Origin of the sequence: Herbaspirillum lusitanum (assembly GCF_046025995.1) — a bacterium.
GTDB classification, from domain to species: domain Bacteria; phylum Pseudomonadota; class Gammaproteobacteria; order Burkholderiales; family Burkholderiaceae_D; genus Herbaspirillum; species Herbaspirillum lusitanum_A.
This window is the reverse complement of the sequence record NZ_JAQQFM010000006.1, coordinates 361,191-377,214: the sequence shown is the minus strand read 5'-3', so window position 1 is coordinate 377,214 and position 16,024 is coordinate 361,191. Positions and strand designations below refer to the sequence as shown.

General features: G+C 60.5%; 14 protein-coding genes. 1 reads left to right on the top strand and 13 read right to left on the bottom strand.

What is annotated here, in order from left to right:
- Positions 1-102: 102 nt before the first annotated feature.
- The 3 genes from PQR62_RS15440 to PQR62_RS15430 form a co-directional block, all read right to left on the bottom strand.
- Positions 103-939 (bottom strand): 3',5'-nucleoside bisphosphate phosphatase, encoded by an 837-nt coding sequence (locus PQR62_RS15440; protein ID WP_408158859.1) that lies wholly within the window; start codon positions 937-939, stop codon positions 103-105.
- A 180-nt stretch (positions 940-1,119) separates the two neighbouring features.
- Positions 1,120-2,001, bottom strand: a complete 882-nt coding sequence (locus tag PQR62_RS15435; RefSeq protein ID WP_408158858.1) for an alpha/beta fold hydrolase — start codon at positions 1,999-2,001, stop codon at positions 1,120-1,122.
- A gap of 155 nt (positions 2,002-2,156) precedes the next feature.
- Positions 2,157-3,176, bottom strand: a complete 1,020-nt coding sequence (locus PQR62_RS15430) for a patatin-like phospholipase family protein (protein WP_408158857.1) — start codon at positions 3,174-3,176, stop codon at positions 2,157-2,159.
- 322 nt (positions 3,177-3,498) lie between these two features.
- Here PQR62_RS15430 and PQR62_RS15425 point away from each other — a divergent pair, with 322 nt between their 5' ends.
- A complete protein-coding gene (locus PQR62_RS15425) occupies positions 3,499-4,095 on the top strand; it encodes an LOG family protein (RefSeq protein WP_408158856.1) in 597 nt (198 codons plus the stop codon).
- A 76-nt stretch (positions 4,096-4,171) separates the two neighbouring features.
- Here the strand turns inward: PQR62_RS15425 and PQR62_RS15420 are convergent, their stop codons facing one another.
- The 10 genes from PQR62_RS15420 to PQR62_RS15375 form a co-directional block, all read right to left on the bottom strand.
- On the bottom strand, positions 4,172-5,413 hold the full coding sequence (locus tag PQR62_RS15420; protein WP_408158855.1) for a cystathionine gamma-synthase family protein: 1,242 nt from the start codon (positions 5,411-5,413) through the stop codon (positions 4,172-4,174).
- Positions 5,414-5,696: 283 nt separating this feature from the next.
- A complete protein-coding gene (gene purF, locus PQR62_RS15415) occupies positions 5,697-7,217 on the bottom strand; it encodes an amidophosphoribosyltransferase (protein ID WP_408158854.1) in 1,521 nt (506 codons plus the stop codon).
- Between the two features lie 180 nt (positions 7,218-7,397).
- Positions 7,398-7,895 carry a CvpA family protein gene (locus PQR62_RS15410; RefSeq protein ID WP_408158853.1) on the bottom strand — a complete coding sequence of 166 codons (498 nt, stop codon included), beginning with the start codon at positions 7,893-7,895 and terminating at the stop codon, positions 7,398-7,400.
- Between the two features lie 31 nt (positions 7,896-7,926).
- The gene (locus PQR62_RS15405) at positions 7,927-8,907 is read right to left on the bottom strand and encodes an SPOR domain-containing protein (protein ID WP_408158852.1); all 981 of its coding nucleotides are present in this window, start codon (positions 8,905-8,907) and stop codon (positions 7,927-7,929) included.
- 294 nt (positions 8,908-9,201) lie between these two features.
- Positions 9,202-10,515: a bifunctional tetrahydrofolate synthase/dihydrofolate synthase gene (gene folC, locus PQR62_RS15400; protein WP_408158851.1), complete on the bottom strand. Its 1,314-nt coding sequence runs from the start codon at positions 10,513-10,515 to the stop codon at positions 9,202-9,204.
- 77 nt (positions 10,516-10,592) lie between these two features.
- Positions 10,593-11,465 (bottom strand): acetyl-CoA carboxylase, carboxyltransferase subunit beta, encoded by an 873-nt coding sequence (accD, locus tag PQR62_RS15395; RefSeq protein ID WP_408158850.1) that lies wholly within the window; start codon positions 11,463-11,465, stop codon positions 10,593-10,595.
- Between the two features lie 222 nt (positions 11,466-11,687).
- Entirely contained in the window at positions 11,688-12,485 is a 798-nt protein-coding gene (gene trpA / locus PQR62_RS15390) for a tryptophan synthase subunit alpha (RefSeq protein ID WP_408158849.1), read from the bottom strand.
- 130 nt (positions 12,486-12,615) lie between these two features.
- A complete protein-coding gene (gene trpB, locus PQR62_RS15385) occupies positions 12,616-13,875 on the bottom strand; it encodes a tryptophan synthase subunit beta (protein WP_408158848.1) in 1,260 nt (419 codons plus the stop codon).
- A gap of 78 nt (positions 13,876-13,953) precedes the next feature.
- Positions 13,954-14,622, bottom strand: coding sequence for a phosphoribosylanthranilate isomerase (locus tag PQR62_RS15380; protein WP_408158847.1), 669 nt, complete (start codon positions 14,620-14,622; stop codon positions 13,954-13,956).
- Positions 14,623-14,742: 120 nt separating this feature from the next.
- Positions 14,743-15,711 carry a tRNA pseudouridine synthase A gene (locus PQR62_RS15375; RefSeq protein ID WP_408158846.1) on the bottom strand — a complete coding sequence of 323 codons (969 nt, stop codon included), beginning with the start codon at positions 15,709-15,711 and terminating at the stop codon, positions 14,743-14,745.
- Between the last annotated feature and the right edge of the window lie 313 nt (positions 15,712-16,024).

The following is a 16,024-nucleotide window of genomic DNA, read 5'->3' as shown; positions in this document are numbered from 1 at the left end:
GGGAAAGTGGGTATTAGATAGGATTGAGGCGGGGAAAATCAAGTGCCCTGCTGCCGCCGGCCTGGGCGCGATGCCGGAACCGCGGCGCCTCAGCAACGCAGCTTACATGCCCCAGTCATGCCACACCGGCGTCAGCCCGGCCGGCAAAGGTGGCAACCCGCCGATATCGACGCGCGACTCGCCCGGCCCGTGAAAATCGGAACCGCTGGACGCCAGAAAACCGTAGCTGCGCGCGACCCGCGCATATTCCTCATATTGCTCCGGCGTATGGCTGCCGGTAGTGACTTCAATGGCCAGGCCGCCCATCTGCTTGAATTCGTCGAACAGGGCGCCGAACTCCAGCTGCGAATATTTGTAACGACCGGGATGCGCAATCACCGCCACCCCGCCGGCGCCGCGAATCCAGTCTATGGATTGCTGCAGCGTCGCCCAGCGGTGCGGCACATAGCCGGGATTGCCTTCGGTCAGGTAATTGGCGAACACCTCGCGGGTGTCTTTGCAGCGACCGATCTCCACCATGTAGCGGGCGAAGTGGGTGCGCGAAATCAGATCGGGATTGCCGACGTGCTTGAGCGCGCCTTCATAGGCATCGGGAATGCCGGCGGTCGCCAGCTGATCGCCGATCTCGCGTGCGCGCCGCTCGCGGCCGTTGCGGGTCGAAGCCAGACCCTGCACCAGCGCCGGATTGGTTTCATCGATGCGCAGTCCGACGATGTGCACGGTCTGGCCGGCCCAGGTGATCGAGATTTCCACCCCGGACACATATTTCAATCCCAGTTGCGCCGCTGCCGCGCGTGCGCCGGCGATGCCGCTGATCTCATCGTGATCAGTCAGCGCCCAGACGTCGACGCCATTGGCCTTGGCGCGCGCAGCCACTCTTTCCGGCGTCAGAAGACCGTCGGAAAAGTTGGAATGGCTGTGCAGATCGAATTTGAGCATGGAAACCGGAGACCTCTAATGAGCGCGCTTCAAAGGCGAAAAATTGAAAAAACGCATGCAAAACAAGGCTCTATTGTACGCTGCTACTCCGTTTCTTGCCCGCGCCCGGGCGCGGTTGAACCGGCGAGCCGAATGCAGTGCGGCCCTGTTTCAGAAGACCGCGCCGGCCGGCGCGCCCGCTTACTGGGCCAGAAATTTCTCCACCATCGCCGCCAGCAATTCCGGCTGATCGTGATGCAGCATGTGCCCGGCATTGGCGATTTTCTCGACCTGCACTTGCGGCACAAACGTGATGCGACGGTCGATTTCTGCGCGCGACATGGCCTGCGATCCGAAATAGCGCCACAGATCGCTGTCCTGCGCCTCCACCCACAACACGGGCGCGGTGATCTGCTGCCAGCAGGCGGTCACTTCATCGACGCGATACAACATGGGGCCGGTCTGCTTGTGCAAGGGATCGCCGAGGATGTCCCACTGTCCGTCGGCATTCTGCGCCGCCCAGTGCGCAGACAAAAATTCAGCGCGTGCGTCGCTCAGACGCGGATTGGTCTTCTGCAGACGCGCCGCCACTTCCGGCAGCGAGGCATAGCTGCGCATCGCCGGCCCGCTCAGCACCTCATCCATCCACGCCGCAAAACGCCTGGGCGCCTGCTCCGGCCGCGTGGTCGGCATGCCCACGCCTTCAAGATTGATCAGCCGCGCGATGCGCGCCGGACGGATGCCGGCATACAGGCCGGCAACGTTGCCGCCCATGCTATGGCCGAGCAGATTGACGGCCTGGTTGTCCGGCGCGTAGTGCAGCAGGATCGCATCGAGATCGGCCAGATAGTCGGGGAACCAGTAGGTATCGGCCGCTGTGCGCTGGCTGAGACCGAAGCCGCGCCAATCCGGTGCGATCACATGCCAGTCGTGCGCCAGCGCATCGACCATGAATTGAAAGGAAGCGGAGACATCCATCCAGCCATGCAGCATGAACAGCCTGGGCGCCTGCGGGTCGCCCCATTGGCGGATGTGATAGCGCAAGCCGCGCACTTGCAGGAATTCGGAACGCGATGGTTTCATAGGAGTCTGCCTGGTCGGATCGGAGGCGCAGATGAATGCCCCTGATCAAAATCAAAGCGCAGAGTATAGACAATTAGGAAAAGTCCGGCGCGGGCCGGACCATCCGCACGGCCAGGATCAGGCCGCCAAGGCGTCGCCAGATATCCATCGCCCGCTTACTGCAGGAAGCTGCCGAGGTCGAAGGTGGAGCGATGACCGATCAGCTCATAGTGCTGCTCCAGCCACTCGCCCGCCCGTTCGCGGCCTTGCTGGTGCAGGCTGCGAATGAAGCTGCCCTGCGTGTTGAGCTTGCTCATCACATTCAACTGCCCCATCAGCTCATTGGCGTCGATCAGATGCATGTTGAGCTGACGCAGGCGACGCTCCAGCGTACCGAAGGCGAAGCTGGCGTTTTCGGCTTCGCGCTTGGCCAGCGCCAAGCCGCCCAGCTCGGTGAAGAAGGCTGAGCTGAAACTGATTTCGCTGAGCCGCTGACCGATCTCGTCGCTGGACGTGGGCGTCACCGGGCGCCGGCTCGGGTGCAGCAGCACCACCAGCACATCGCGCGCGGCACATTGATGCAGCAGCGGGAAAATCGGCGGATTGGCGGTCAGGCCGCCATCCCAGTAGGTTTCACCATCGATCTCGATGGCCCGGTGCAGTGAAGGCAGACAGGCCGAGGCCAGCAGCACATCGGGCGTCAGATCGGGATTGCGGAAAATCTTCAGGGTGCCGGTGCTCACGCGCGTGGCGGCGATGAACAGCTTGATCGCACTTTCACGGCGCAGGCGTTCGAAATCGATCTGTTCGTTGAGGATGTCGCGCAGCGGGTTGATGTCCAGCGGATTAAGCTGGGCCGGCGAAAAGAAACGCGTCATGGCAAGAAAAGCCTGCATCGCCGCCGGCGCCCCGACCGGAGAGGCGCTCACGCCGCCGGGGTCCTTCGGCATGAAGTCGAAAGGCTCGCGCGTGATCAGGCTGAGCCAGAATTTTTCCAGCGCTGCGCGCGCGCCGTCGCGACCGCCTTCCACAAATCCTTGCGCCAGCACCACCGCATTCATGGCGCCGGCGCTGGCGCCGCTGACCGCTTCAAAATCCAGGCGACCGTCTTCCAGCAGGCGATCCAGCACGCCCCAGGTGAAGGCGCCGTGCGAGCCGCCGCCCTGCAAAGCCAGACTGGTGATTTTGTTTTGCATAGAACTCCCCCGAAGCGTTGGTCCGCACGCAGATGCGGCGAACGGTTCAGATTCATGCGGGCGGCAAGCAAGAAGCTTGGGGCCATGGCTGAGCAAGCATGCGCTCAGCATTTCAAAAGTCGAAGCTCAAAAGCAGACGTATCATGATCGAATCTGCTGCAGACCTCATTGGAAAGGCGTCATCGCAGCGTCACCTTATCTCATTATGCTGCACTGCACAGTAAGCGTGGTATAACTCAGTGTATTGTATGTGCAGCGATGCGATTGTTGTCAATTGACGCCAACAACCGGCATCTGCATGAAATCGTCTGCAGGAGAAAACATGAAATCGATTTGCGTATATTGCGGTTCTTCCCCCGGCGCCACGCCGGCTTACGCGGAAGCCGCGCGCCGCCTGGCGCAGGAAATGGTGAAAGACAACATCGCGCTGGTCTACGGCGGCGGCAATGTCGGCCTGATGGGCATCATCGCCTCTGAAGTGATGAAACTGGGCGGCGAAGCCACCGGCGTCATCCCCAAGGCGCTGCTGGACAAGGAACTCGGCCACAACGGCCTGACCCGTCTGCACATCGTCAAAGACATGCACGAGCGCAAGGCCATGATGGCGGAATTATCAGACGGCTTTGTGGCGATGCCGGGCGGCATGGGCACGCTGGAAGAATTGTTTGAAGTGCTGACCTGGGCCCAGCTCGGCTTCCATTACAAGCCGATCGCGCTGCTCAATGTCGATGGCTTCTACAATAACCTGATCGCCTTCGTCGACCATCTGGTGTCGCAGCGTTTCGTGAGTGCCGATCAGGCCAAGCTGATGATGCACGAAGCCGAACCGGCCAAGCTGATTGAGCGTTTCAAGACCTTCAAGCCGAGCTACACCAGCAAGTGGATGGACCGCGAAGCAGTATCGAATCTGGTGCGCTGATCGTCTCCCCTTCGCATGAAAAAGCCGGCTCGCGCCGGCTTTTTTGATTTCTGAATCTATACGCTGATGCAGGTCATCAGGCATCCAGCGCCTGACGAAAATCTTCAACCAGATCGGCGGTATCTTCCAGCCCTACCGAAACGCGGATCAACGATTCGGCGATGCCCATGGCGGCGCGACGCTCGGCGCCCATCTCAAAGAAAATCGTGTGCGCGACCGGAATCACCAGCGTGCGCGTGTCGCCCAGATTGCTGGCCGGCACCGCCAGTTGCAGGCGGTTCAGATAGTCAAAACAGTCGATCCCCTCTTTCAGCTCAAAGCTCAGCAGGCTGCCGAATGAACGGAACAGTTCACGCGACAAGGCATGCTGAGGATGCGATTCCAGCCCCGGGTAATACACGGCGGCGACGCGCTCGTCGGCCTGCATCATCTGCGCCAGCGCCATGGCGTTCTGGCATTCGCGATCCTGACGCAACGCGATGGTTTCGGAACCGACCGCGATGTGGTGTGCAGCTTCCGGTCCCAGCGATGCGCCGAAGTCGCGCAGGGCCTTGGCGCGGATCTGCGCCATGCCCCACTGCGGCGCAGGATTACGCTTGTAGTTGTCGGCGATATGCGGGTAACGCGTCCAGTCGTATTCGCCGGTGTCGGTCAACGCGCCGCCCAGCGCATTGCCGTGACCGGCGATGGACTTGGTCAGTGAATTTACCACCAGGCCCGCGCCAACCGCTTTCGGCTGGAACAGATAAGGCGATGTCATGGTGTTATCCACCACGTACAAGATGCCGCGCTCGCGGCAGAGATCGCCGATACGCTTGAGATCCGCAACTTGCGTGCGCGGATTGGCAATGGTCTCAACGAACACCAGACGCGTCTGCGGCGTCAGCGCGGCTTCGACATTGGCGACATCGGTCGCATCCACCATGGACACTTTGGCGCCCTGCCCGTTGACGGTCATCCACAGGCTGTTGGTATTGCCGAACAAGAAGGCCGACGACACCACGTGGTCGCCTTCGCGCAACAGGCCTTGCACGATGGCGCCAATGGCGGCCATGCCGGTAGCGAAACAGATAGTCGACTTGCCGCCTTCCATCTTGGTGATCTTGTCTTCCAGCGCCGACACGGTCGGATTGCCCTGACGCCCGTAGCGATAGCCGGATTGCTTGCCCTGGAATACTTCGGCCAGCTGGCGCGCATCCTTGTAGCCGAAAGCCACGGCGGTGTGAATAGGCTTGTGCAGCGAACCGTGTTCGATGTCCTTCTGGCGGTCGCTGTGCAGAATGGTGGTGGTGAAGCCGTAAGTCTTTTTATCGTTCATCGCTGAGATCGCTGAAGAGAAAGTCAAAAATTAAACGCAGATGCCAGAGGCCCATGCGAAAAGCGGAATCCGAAAACGCCGGCAAGGTTTGAAGCTGCCAAGGCGCATGCGCCGCAAAAGCAAAATGATAAGCCAGTTAACGATGGCGTGCCTACGCATAAGCTCATGCAATCTTCGGGCACACATCACTGAAAGTGAAGAGCGCAGCCGCCAATGAAAAACGCCGGCGCTGCGCAAACAGCAAACCGGCGTTCTGAAGCCACAACAAAGCCAATCAGGCGTATCAGTCGACCCGCGCCAGATTCAGATTGAGCTGCGAGCGGGTCACATCGTCCAGCGTCGGCTTCGGATTCTTGCGTGCGAACTCGATACGATCGAGGTATTCACGCGAGATATCGCCGGTCACATAGTGGCCGTCGAAGCAGGAAGCTTCGAAGCTCTTGAGCGCCGGATTGACATCCGAAATCGCGCGCTTCATGGCTTCCACGTCCTGATAGACCAGCGCGTCGGCCGTGATTTCGCGGCACACTTCTTCTTCGGTGCGACCGAAGGCGATCAGTTCGTCGCGGGTCGGCATGTCGATGCCGTACACGTTCGGGAATTTGACCGGAGGCGCCGCCGAGGCGAAGATCACGCGCTTGGCGCCGGACTCGCGCGCCATCTGCACGATTTCACGGCTGGTGGTGCCGCGCACGATGGAGTCATCCACCAGCAGCACGGTCTTGCCCTTGAATTCGCTGGCGATGGCGTTGAGCTTCTGACGCACCGACTTCTTGCGCAGCGCCTGGCCCGGCATGATGAAGGTGCGGCCGATGTAGCGATTCTTGATGAAGCCTTCGCGATACTCGATACCCAGCTTCAGTGCCAGCTCCATCGCCGCAGGACGCGACGAATCGGGAATCGGCATGACCACGTCGATATCGCCGGCCGGGAACTGACGGACAATCTTTTCAGCCAGGAATTCGCCCATCTTCAGACGGGTTGCATACACCGAAGCGCCGTCGATCACCGAATCCGGACGGGCCAGATAAACGTATTCGAAGGTACATGGATTGAGCGTCGGGTTGTCCGCGCATTGCTGGTTATAGAGCTGACCATCGTTGTCGATGAAGATCGCTTCGCCCGGCATCACATCGCGCAGGAAGCGGAAGCCCAGACCTTCGAGCGCCACCGACTCGCTGGCCATCATGTATTCAGGGCCCTTGTCGGTTTCCGTGAAACCCAGGCACATCGGACGGATACCGTAAGGATCGCGGAAACCCAGCAAGCCGTAACCGGCGATCTGCGCCACCACCGCGTACGAACCGCGCACGCGCTTGTGCACCATCGCTACCGCCTTGAACAGCGCGGCCGGATCGAGCGAATAGCCGGTGGTCGCTTGTTGCAGTTCATGCGCCAGCACATTCAGCAGGACTTCGGTGTCGGAGTCGGTGTTGATGTGGCGGCGATCGTTCTTGAACATGTCGATCTTCAACTGTTCAGCGTTGGTCAGATTGCCGTTGTGCGCCAGGATGATGCCGAACGGCGCATTGACGTAGAACGGTTGCGCCTCTTCCTCGCTGGAGGAGCTGCCTGCCGTCGGATAACGCACCTGGCCGATGCCGGTGTTGCCCGGCAGGGAGCGCATGTTGCGGGTACGGAAGACGTCGCGCACCAGGCCGTTGGCCTTATGCATCGAGAAACCGTTACCGTGGTTGGTTGCAATGCCTGCCGCATCCTGACCGCGATGCTGCAGCAGCAGCAAGGCGTCGTACAGCATTTGATTGACAGGGCTATGAGAGACGAGACCGACGATGCCACACATGGTGGACTCCTAAACAAAAACGAAAACGAAAAAAACGAGTGACTGCAAATGGCGACGCTGCGTGTAATTCAATGTTGCCGGTGTTTCAGATAATTCAGATTTCAAATAATGCGGTGTTGCACATTCGGCGCTTGCTGCCGGCTTGATCACCAATATTTCCCGCCAACAACAGATCAAATCTCACGGCCCGTCAAAACTGACATGCTGCGCAAACTGTTCCGGCAAATGCGGCTTCACGAATTCTGCCAGTTCCACGGCGCGTGCGCTGAGCACCGCGTCTTTCCAGAACGCCTGCTGCGGAATCGATGTGGTGCCGCATAGCAGCACCACCGCTACCACGATCAGCAGACCTCGGGCGACACCGAACAGGCTGCCCAGAGCGCGATCCAGCAAGGACAAACCGCTTACCTTGACCACTTCACTCACCGCTCTCGATACCAGGGCCATCAACAGCCGCGTACCGATGAACAAGGCAATGAATGCCACAATCAATCTGGTCAGCTCGCCGGGAATCATCTCCGGCAACATCTCCGCCAGCGCCTCGCCATAAGTGTTGGCAACCAGCAAGGCGACCAGCCAGCTCGCCAGCGACAGCACTTCCTTGACCAGGCCGCGCAGCGTGCTGATGATCACCGAGCACGCCAGCACCAGCAGCACCAGGTAGTCGAAAATCGTCACGTTGACAATATGCGGCTATCGGACATCAAATTCAAGCCGGAACAATGGTCGCATTCAGGCCCAGCTTGCTGATTCGGGCTCGCATGCGATCCGCTTCCTCACGGCTGGCGAAGGGTCCGACGCGAATCCGCGTGCGATCACCCGATTGCGTCGCCACTTTTTGCGTGAAGGAATGTATGCCTGCACCGCTCAATTTGTTGCGCAATTCATTCACTTTTTCCTGCGTCGCCAGCGCTGCCACCTGAATCACGAACTTGCCGCCGCTCGCGGCCGGCTTCTTGTCGGCGTTTGCCGCGTTGGACTTGCCTTCCAGAATCGCCATCGCGCGAGCCGAATCATCGGGATGATCGGCAGCCTTGGGCTTGGCGGCTTCCTTGACGTCCTTCCTGGCGGTTTCTTTCGGTGTTTCTTTCTTGACTTCAGGCTTGTGCTCGGCGGGCTTGGCGGCCGGTTTTTCAGGCGCTTTTTCTGCCGGCTTCTCCACCGGCTTGGCGGCCGGCGCCACCGAGGCCATCGGCGGCATGACCGGCGCCGCCGATGCAACTGGTGCGCTTTGCGGCGCATTCAGCTTCGACGGTTCGATGATTTCTTCCTTCTGATCCAGCGCGGCAGCGGCTGAGGCCTGCTTGCTGCTGTCCACCGCGGTGGCGGCGGCAGGGCTGGCCGAACCGGCCGGCTGATCCTTCGATGGAATCTGGATCGCGATGTCTTCGTTCAGCGGCTTGGGCTCGGAATCAAGCACCATCGGCAACACGATCACCACTGCCAGCGCCAGCGCCACGGCGCCGATCAGGCGGCGACGCGCACGTTTCTTTTCCGGCAACAATGGATCGGCGCCCTGCTCTTTGGCCTTGGCGCGACTGCCCCCCGAAGCGCTGCGACCGGATGTATTGGCGCTGCTGCGGCTGCTGCGATTGCGGATGACTGATGACTGCTCGGAACGCGAAAGGAAATCGCCTTGACCGGAAGCAGATTCCTGCTTGTTTTTACGAAAAAACGAGAACAAGCCCATGCGGATAGAAATGAAATGATCTGAAAAAACGATGAAGCAAACCCGACCTTTGTCTTCGCCCCGACGAAAACTGTCGCTCCCCGAATACTGCACGTTCTGTTGCACTTGCCGGCCGCGTCATGAACAAGGCGGGCCGCGTTTCGGCTCACTGTGCGATCCGGGATTCAGCGCACTGCGCCTGGGCACTCAGGTATTTGCTGCTCAATACGCCCTTGCAGCCATTGCTGCAAGGGCAGTGAATTCGTGCTGCTCGATGGCGCTCAGTCGTGCGCGGTTGAGCGCGGTTGAGATGACTCAGTGCAATTCCGGTCTGCGCGCCTGCATTACACCGGCAACGGTAAGGAATGATCCGAAAACCACAATTCTATCATTCTCACCGGCTCTGCTTTGTGCATTTGCGAACGCAGCAGCCGGCGTCTCGAAGGTTTCGATGGTGCAGGCCGCATCCGGCTTGAATTCCGGCTCTACGCCCGCCTCCAGCAATGCATCCTTGAGTTGTTGCGCCGTAGCAGCGCGCGGCAGCGGCAGGTCGGTCACGCACCAGTGATCGATCTTGCCCTTGAGCTGCGCAATCACGCCGTCGATGTCCTTGTCCAGCATGGAACCGAAGATCGCGTAGGTGTAGGGATGAAAGCCCATGTTGTCGAGATTCTGCGCCAGCGTCGCTGCCGCATGCGGGTTATGCGCCACATCCAGAATCACCAAGGGCTGCCCCGGGAGCACCTGAAAGCGGCCCGGCAGCTCCACCGTCGCCAGCCCGGTGCGCACTTCCTGAGCGCCTACCGGCAACACATCGCGCAAAGCTTCCAGCGCGGCCAGTGCCGCCGAGGCGTTGAGCAATTGATTGGCGCCGCGCAGGCTGGGATAGGCCAGCGAGTTGCGGCGCATGTTGCGCCCGCCGTAGGCCCACTGCTGCTTGTCGCCCTGATAATTGAAGTCGCGCCCCATCAGCCACAGATCGGCACCGATCTTTTCAGCATGCTCGATCAGCGACTTGGGCGGCACCGGGTCGCCGCAGACTGCGGTCTTGCCGGCACGGAAAATACCGGCCTTCTCGAACCCGATGGCTTCGCGCGTCGTGCCCAGATATTCGGTGTGATCGATGTCGATGCTGGTCACTACGGCGACGTCGGCATCGATTACGTTAACCGCGTCCAGACGTCCGCCCAGACCGACCTCCAGAATCGCCACGTCCAGTTTGGAGTCCGCCAGCAGCTTCATGATGGCCAGCGTGGTGAACTCGAAATAGGTCAGCGAAATGTCGCCGCGCTGCGCTTCCACCGCATTGAATGCCGCAATCAGCTGGACATCGCTGGCCATGTCGCCATCGATGCGCGCACGCTCGTTGAAATGCAGGAAATGCGGCTTGATATAGAGGCCGACGCGGTAGCCGGCGCGCGACAGTATCGATTCCAGCATGGAGCAGGTCGAGCCCTTGCCATTGGTGCCGGCCACCATGATGACCGGACAGCCAAACTGGATGTCGAGCTTCTGCTTGACCTGCATGACGCGGTCCAGGCCCATGTCGATCTGCTTGAAATGGCGTTGTTCGAGCAGGGCCAGCCATTCGTTCAGCGTGGAGGGTGTTGAGTTTGCTTGGGCTTGCATGACATCAATCTGGTCAGCGGAAAAAACAAAAAGCCCGGACTTGCACATAGCAAATCCGGGCCGTCGAAGCTTGTCGATCAGGAAACGGTTTCGGCCGGCTGATTTTGCAGCAGCGCCAGCAGACGTGCGATTTCTTCGCGCATCTTGCGACGGTCGACGATCATGTCGATCGCGCCCTTCTGCACCAGGAACTCGGAACGCTGGAAGCCTTCCGGCAGTTTCTCGCGCACCGTGTTTTCGATCACGCGCGGGCCGGCAAAGCCGATCAGCGCCTTCGGTTCGGCCATGACGACGTCGCCCATGAAGGCAAATGAAGCCGACACGCCGCCCATGGTCGGATCGGTCAGCACGCTGATGAACGGCAATTTCTTTTCCGCCAGCTTGGTCAGCATGGACGTGGTCTTGGCCATCTGCAACAGCGACAGCAGACCTTCCTGCATGCGCGCGCCGCCGGTGGCAGTGATGCAGATGAACGGCACTTTTTGCTCCAGCGCGATCTGCGCGCCGCGGGTGAAGCGCTCGCCGACCACCGAACCCATCGAGCCGCCCATGAATTCGAATTCGAAGCAGGCCACCACAACCGGCAGGGTCATGATCGCGCCGCCCATCACCACCATGGCATCGGTTTCGCCGGTGGATTCCATCGCGTCTTTCAGACGGTCTGGGTATTTCTTGCTGTCTTTGAATTTGAGCGTGTCGACCGGCAGGGTTTCCTGCCCGATTTCATAGCGGCCGCCTTCATCCAGCAAACCGTCGAGACGGGCGCGGGCGCGGATACGCATGTGATGGCTGCACTTCGGGCAAACATGGAGATTGGACTCCAGATCGGTACGGTACAGCACGGCTTCGCAAGATGGGCATTTGACCCATAAACCTTCGGGCACCGACTTCCGGCTGGCGGAATCGCTGCGTTGAATCTGTGGGGGCAATAACTTCTCTAGCCAGCTCATAGGCAACCTCTTTCTATTTTGCGGTGGCGAATTGTACCAGAGCCCGCGACGCCCGGAAGTAAAGGCCTGCAAGCTTGCCTGATCACAATGTTTCGCCCGAACTTAATGGAATGACAAGTGCGCCGGCAAGGTCGGCGCGATGCCGATTGAGATTGGCGACACCGGGTCGCCCGCAAGTTGCGCTTGATTCAGACTCACTTGCAGGCAAGCGCGAACTGATACTCAGGCGTCCAGCGCCTCGCGGATACCGGCGACGAAGGTCTGTACTGCTTCGCAAGCCTTGTCGTGAGGCGTGTTTTCCAGCTCGGAAATGATGCGACTGCCGATCACCACCGCATCCGCAGCAGCGCCCACGGCTCTGGCGGTGGCGCCGTCGCGGATCCCGAAACCGACGCCGATCGGCAACTTCACGTGCTTGCGGATGGCGGCGATACGCTCCGCCACTTCTGCCGTATCGATGTTGCCGGCGCCGGTCACGCCCTTGAGCGAGACGTAATAGCAGAAGCCGCTGCTGACCTTGGCGACCTGGCGGATACGCTCTTCGGTCGAGGTCGGCGCCAGCAGGAAGATGGGATCAAGGCCCTTGGCCTGCATCTTTTGCGAAAACTCTTCGCACTCCTCCGGCGGGTAATCGACCACGATGGTGCCATCGACCCCGGCTTCGCTGGCGGCATCGATGAAGGCATCCACGCCGAAACGTTCGATGGGATTGGCGTAACCCATCAAGACCACCGGCGTATGCGCATTGGTCTTGCGGAATTCACGCACATAGCCCAGCACATCGCGCGTGCTGATGTTGAATTTCAATGCCCGCTCGCAGGCGCGCTGGATCACCGGGCCTTCGGCCATGGGATCGGAAAACGGCACACCCAGTTCGAGCACGTCGACACCGCCGGCCACCAGCGCATGCAACAGCGGCACGGTCAGATCGGGAGAAGGATCGCCGGCAGTGATGAAGGTGATCAGCGCCTTGCGCTTTTGCTCGGCCAGCTTGGAAAAAGTAGATTGGAGTCGGGACATGATGAGATTTTTCTGTTTGTCTATTCGGCCATGCGGCGGGTCTGCGGCTATCGTACCAACGGATTCAGAGTCCGCTGCTCCGATCTGCAGAACGCCGCATGGCGCCTCAGGATGCAATTGCGATTGCCGCTCAGCCCTGCCGCTGCTGTACGGTATGCATGTCCTTGTCGCCGCGACCGGACAGGTTGGCCAGCACGATTTTGTCCTTGGGCAGCGTTGCGGCCAGCTTGGCGGCGTAGGCCAGCGCGTGACTCGACTCCAGCGCCGGAATGATGCCTTCGATGCGGCAGCAGGTGTTGAAGGCGGCCAGCGCTTCGTCGTCGGTGATGCATTCGTAGCTGGCGCGGCCGCTGTCCTTCAGCCATGCGTGCTCGGGACCGACGCCGGGATAATCGAGACCGGCCGAGACCGAATGCGTTTCGATGATCTGGCCGTTTTCATCCTGCAGCAGATAGGTGCGATTGCCGTGCAGCACGCCGGGCGAACCCAGCGTCAGCGAGGCTGAATGACGACCGCTGTCGAGGCCGTCGCCAGCCGCTTCGACGCCGACCAGCCTGACCTCCGGATAATCGATGTAGGGGTAGAAAATGCCCATGGCGTTGGAACCGCCGCCCACCGCCGCCACCACGTAGTCGGGCTGGCGGCTGGCGATTTCCGGCATCTGTACGATGCATTCATTGCCGATCACCGACTGGAAGTCGCGCACCATCATCGGATAAGGATGCGGGCCCGCCACCGTGCCGATGATGTAGAAGGTGCTTTCGACATTGGTCACCCAGTCGCGCATGGCTTCATTGAGCGCATCCTTGAGCGTCTTGGAGCCGGATTCCACCGGCACCACCTTGGCGCCCAGCAGGTTCATGCGATATACGTTCTGCAACTGGCGCTTGGTGTCTTCGCTGCCCATGTAAACGATGCATTCCATGCCGAAGCGCGCGCAGATGGTGGCGGTCGCCACGCCGTGCTGGCCGGCGCCGGTTTCGGCAATGATGCGCTTCTTGCCCATGCGCTTGGCCAGCAAGGCCTGCCCGATGACGTTGTTGATCTTGTGGGCGCCGGTGTGATTCAGATCTTCGCGCTTGAAATAGATCTGCGCGCCGCCGGCCAGCTCGGACCAGCGCTTGGCGTGGTACACCGGGCTCGGACGACCGACGAAGTGCTTCAGCTCGGTATGAAATTCAGCCAGAAACTGTTCGTCGTGCTGGTAATGATCGTAGGCGTCGCGCAACTCATTGAGCGCGTGGGTCAGGGTTTCCGACACAAAACTGCCGCCGTACTGGCCGAAGTGGCCGCGTGCGTCGGGCAGGTTATAAGGCGCCGATTGATGCAGGGCGGAAGCGGAGAGCGGCTGGCGCTCGGCGAAGTTGCCGAGCGGATTCAATTCTTTCATGGAGATGTCCTCTGTTCAGTTGGCCGGTCCGGCGCGGCATTCCTTCATCCCTTTGGATGCGTAGATGCCGATTGAAGGCTAGATCCGGCTGGCGTCTGCCGCATGTACAGCGGCCACGAAGGCGCTGATCCTGGCGGCATCCTTGATGCCCTTGGCCTGCTCGACACCACTGCTGATGTCGACCGCGTAGGGGCGTACGCGGGCCACTGCGTCAGTCGCGTTTTGTACGCTCAAGCCACCACTTAAAACGACCCGAGGCGCGAGCTCTTCTGGAATGAGAGACCAATCGAAAACCTTTCCGCTGCCGCCATATTGCTCGACCAGGGTGTCGAGCAGCAGCCCGGCGAAGAGCGGGCTGGCGGTGCGATATGCAAGCTCGTATTCTAACAAATCGGCGGACGTCGTCGAGGGCCCGATGCGTGCTGCGCGCAGGAAGGGGCGATTGACCGCGGCGGCGATGTCGGCGCAGGACTGCGGCGTTTCATCGCCGTGAAATTGCAGAATCGACAAGGGGGCCTGCTGCAGGACTTGCCGTATGTCTTCCAGGGAAGGATTGACGAACAGGCCAACCGTGCTGATGAAGGGCGGCAGGCCGCGCGTGAGTTGCGCCGCCTGCTGCGGCGTCACGTAACGCGGACTCTTCGGGTAAAACACGAAACCGATGGCGTCAGCCCCGGCCGCGATGACCGCCGCGATGTCTTCACTGCGCGTCAGTCCGCAAATCTTGATTCTGGTTCTGTGTGTCATTGCCATGCCATTGGAAATTATCGGACGCTGCCAGTTTGCAAGCTTACATGCTGAATCAATGCAAACGGCGGCCGGCATCCGTTCAGAATAAGGCTCAACGTCGATCCGGCGATCCGGCCGTCAGATCCACGGCCAGGAGCGCAGCTGCTGCGGCAATTGCCAATGCGCCGGATAATCGACGTGCGCCAGGTACAAGCCATCCGGCATGAAGGTCGGTGCGGCCAGGCTACGATCACGTTGCGCCAGCAATTGAGCGATCCACTCCGGCTCCTTACGGCCATCGCCGACGAAGATCAGCGAGCCGACGATATTGCGCACCATGTGATGCAGGAAGGCATTGGCCTTGAGCGTGAATACCACCATGTCGCCGTGGCGCCGCACGCTGAGGCTTTCCATGGTGCGTACCGGCGTTTTGGCCTGGCATTCGACTGCACGAAAACTGGAGAAATCATGCTCCCCTACCAGCGCCAGCGCGGCGCGCTGCATGCGTTCCGCATCCAGCGGACGGAAGGTAAAGCCGGCCTTGCCCGCCAGCAGCGGCGAACGCACCGGGTTGTTGTACAAGACATAGTGATAGGTGCGCGCCGTGGCGCTGAAGCGTGCATGAAATCCAAATTCGCCGAATTCGCCAAATTGACCAATTTGCCCGGATGGCTGAGCCGCCGCGGTCCGGTTGCGGTCTGCGCCGACGCCGGCAACCAAAGTGGCATCGTCCACATACGGCAGCTCACAGGCCCATTGCACCGCGATGCTGGGCGGCAAAAAGGCATTGACGCCGCGCACCCAGGAAAACAGATCGCGCGCGATTTCGGTGTCGAAATGCACCACCTGCTCCAGCGCATGCACGCCGGAATCGGTGCGGCCGGCGCACACCGTGCCGATTTCGGTCAAAGTGAAGCGCTGCAAGGCTTGTTCCAGCTGATCCTGCACAGTCAAGCGGTGCAACTGCGTCTGCCAGCCCTGCCATGCCGCGCCGTCGTATTGCACCCCCAGCACCACGCGCCGCAAGGCGTGACCACTGTTGGCGGATTCTTCGACCTTGATGCCGGGACCGGCATTGGCTGGCGCCGGTGCTGCTGCAGAAGACATGACCTGCTCTTTCATGATGAATATATGGGTATTGACTTGCGTGGACTGAGCCGGCGATTTGCACCGCTGAAATTCAAGCTCTGGGACGGATAGTAACGCGAAGCCTCCCTCGCCGCCTTGGCTGCCCAGGATGATGTTGACTTTCGGCCTCCGCCACTCCACACCCTGAGAGTCCAGTAGCGCTCGCGCCCCTCATTGCGGCCGCCTGGCGCGCCGATGGCGATAAGGAGAAGGCAGCAGCAAAGAAAAACGGGCGCCGTACCGGCGCCCGTCGACTTCTACTGCGGTGTTTCAGGTAATGCCTCGACTAATT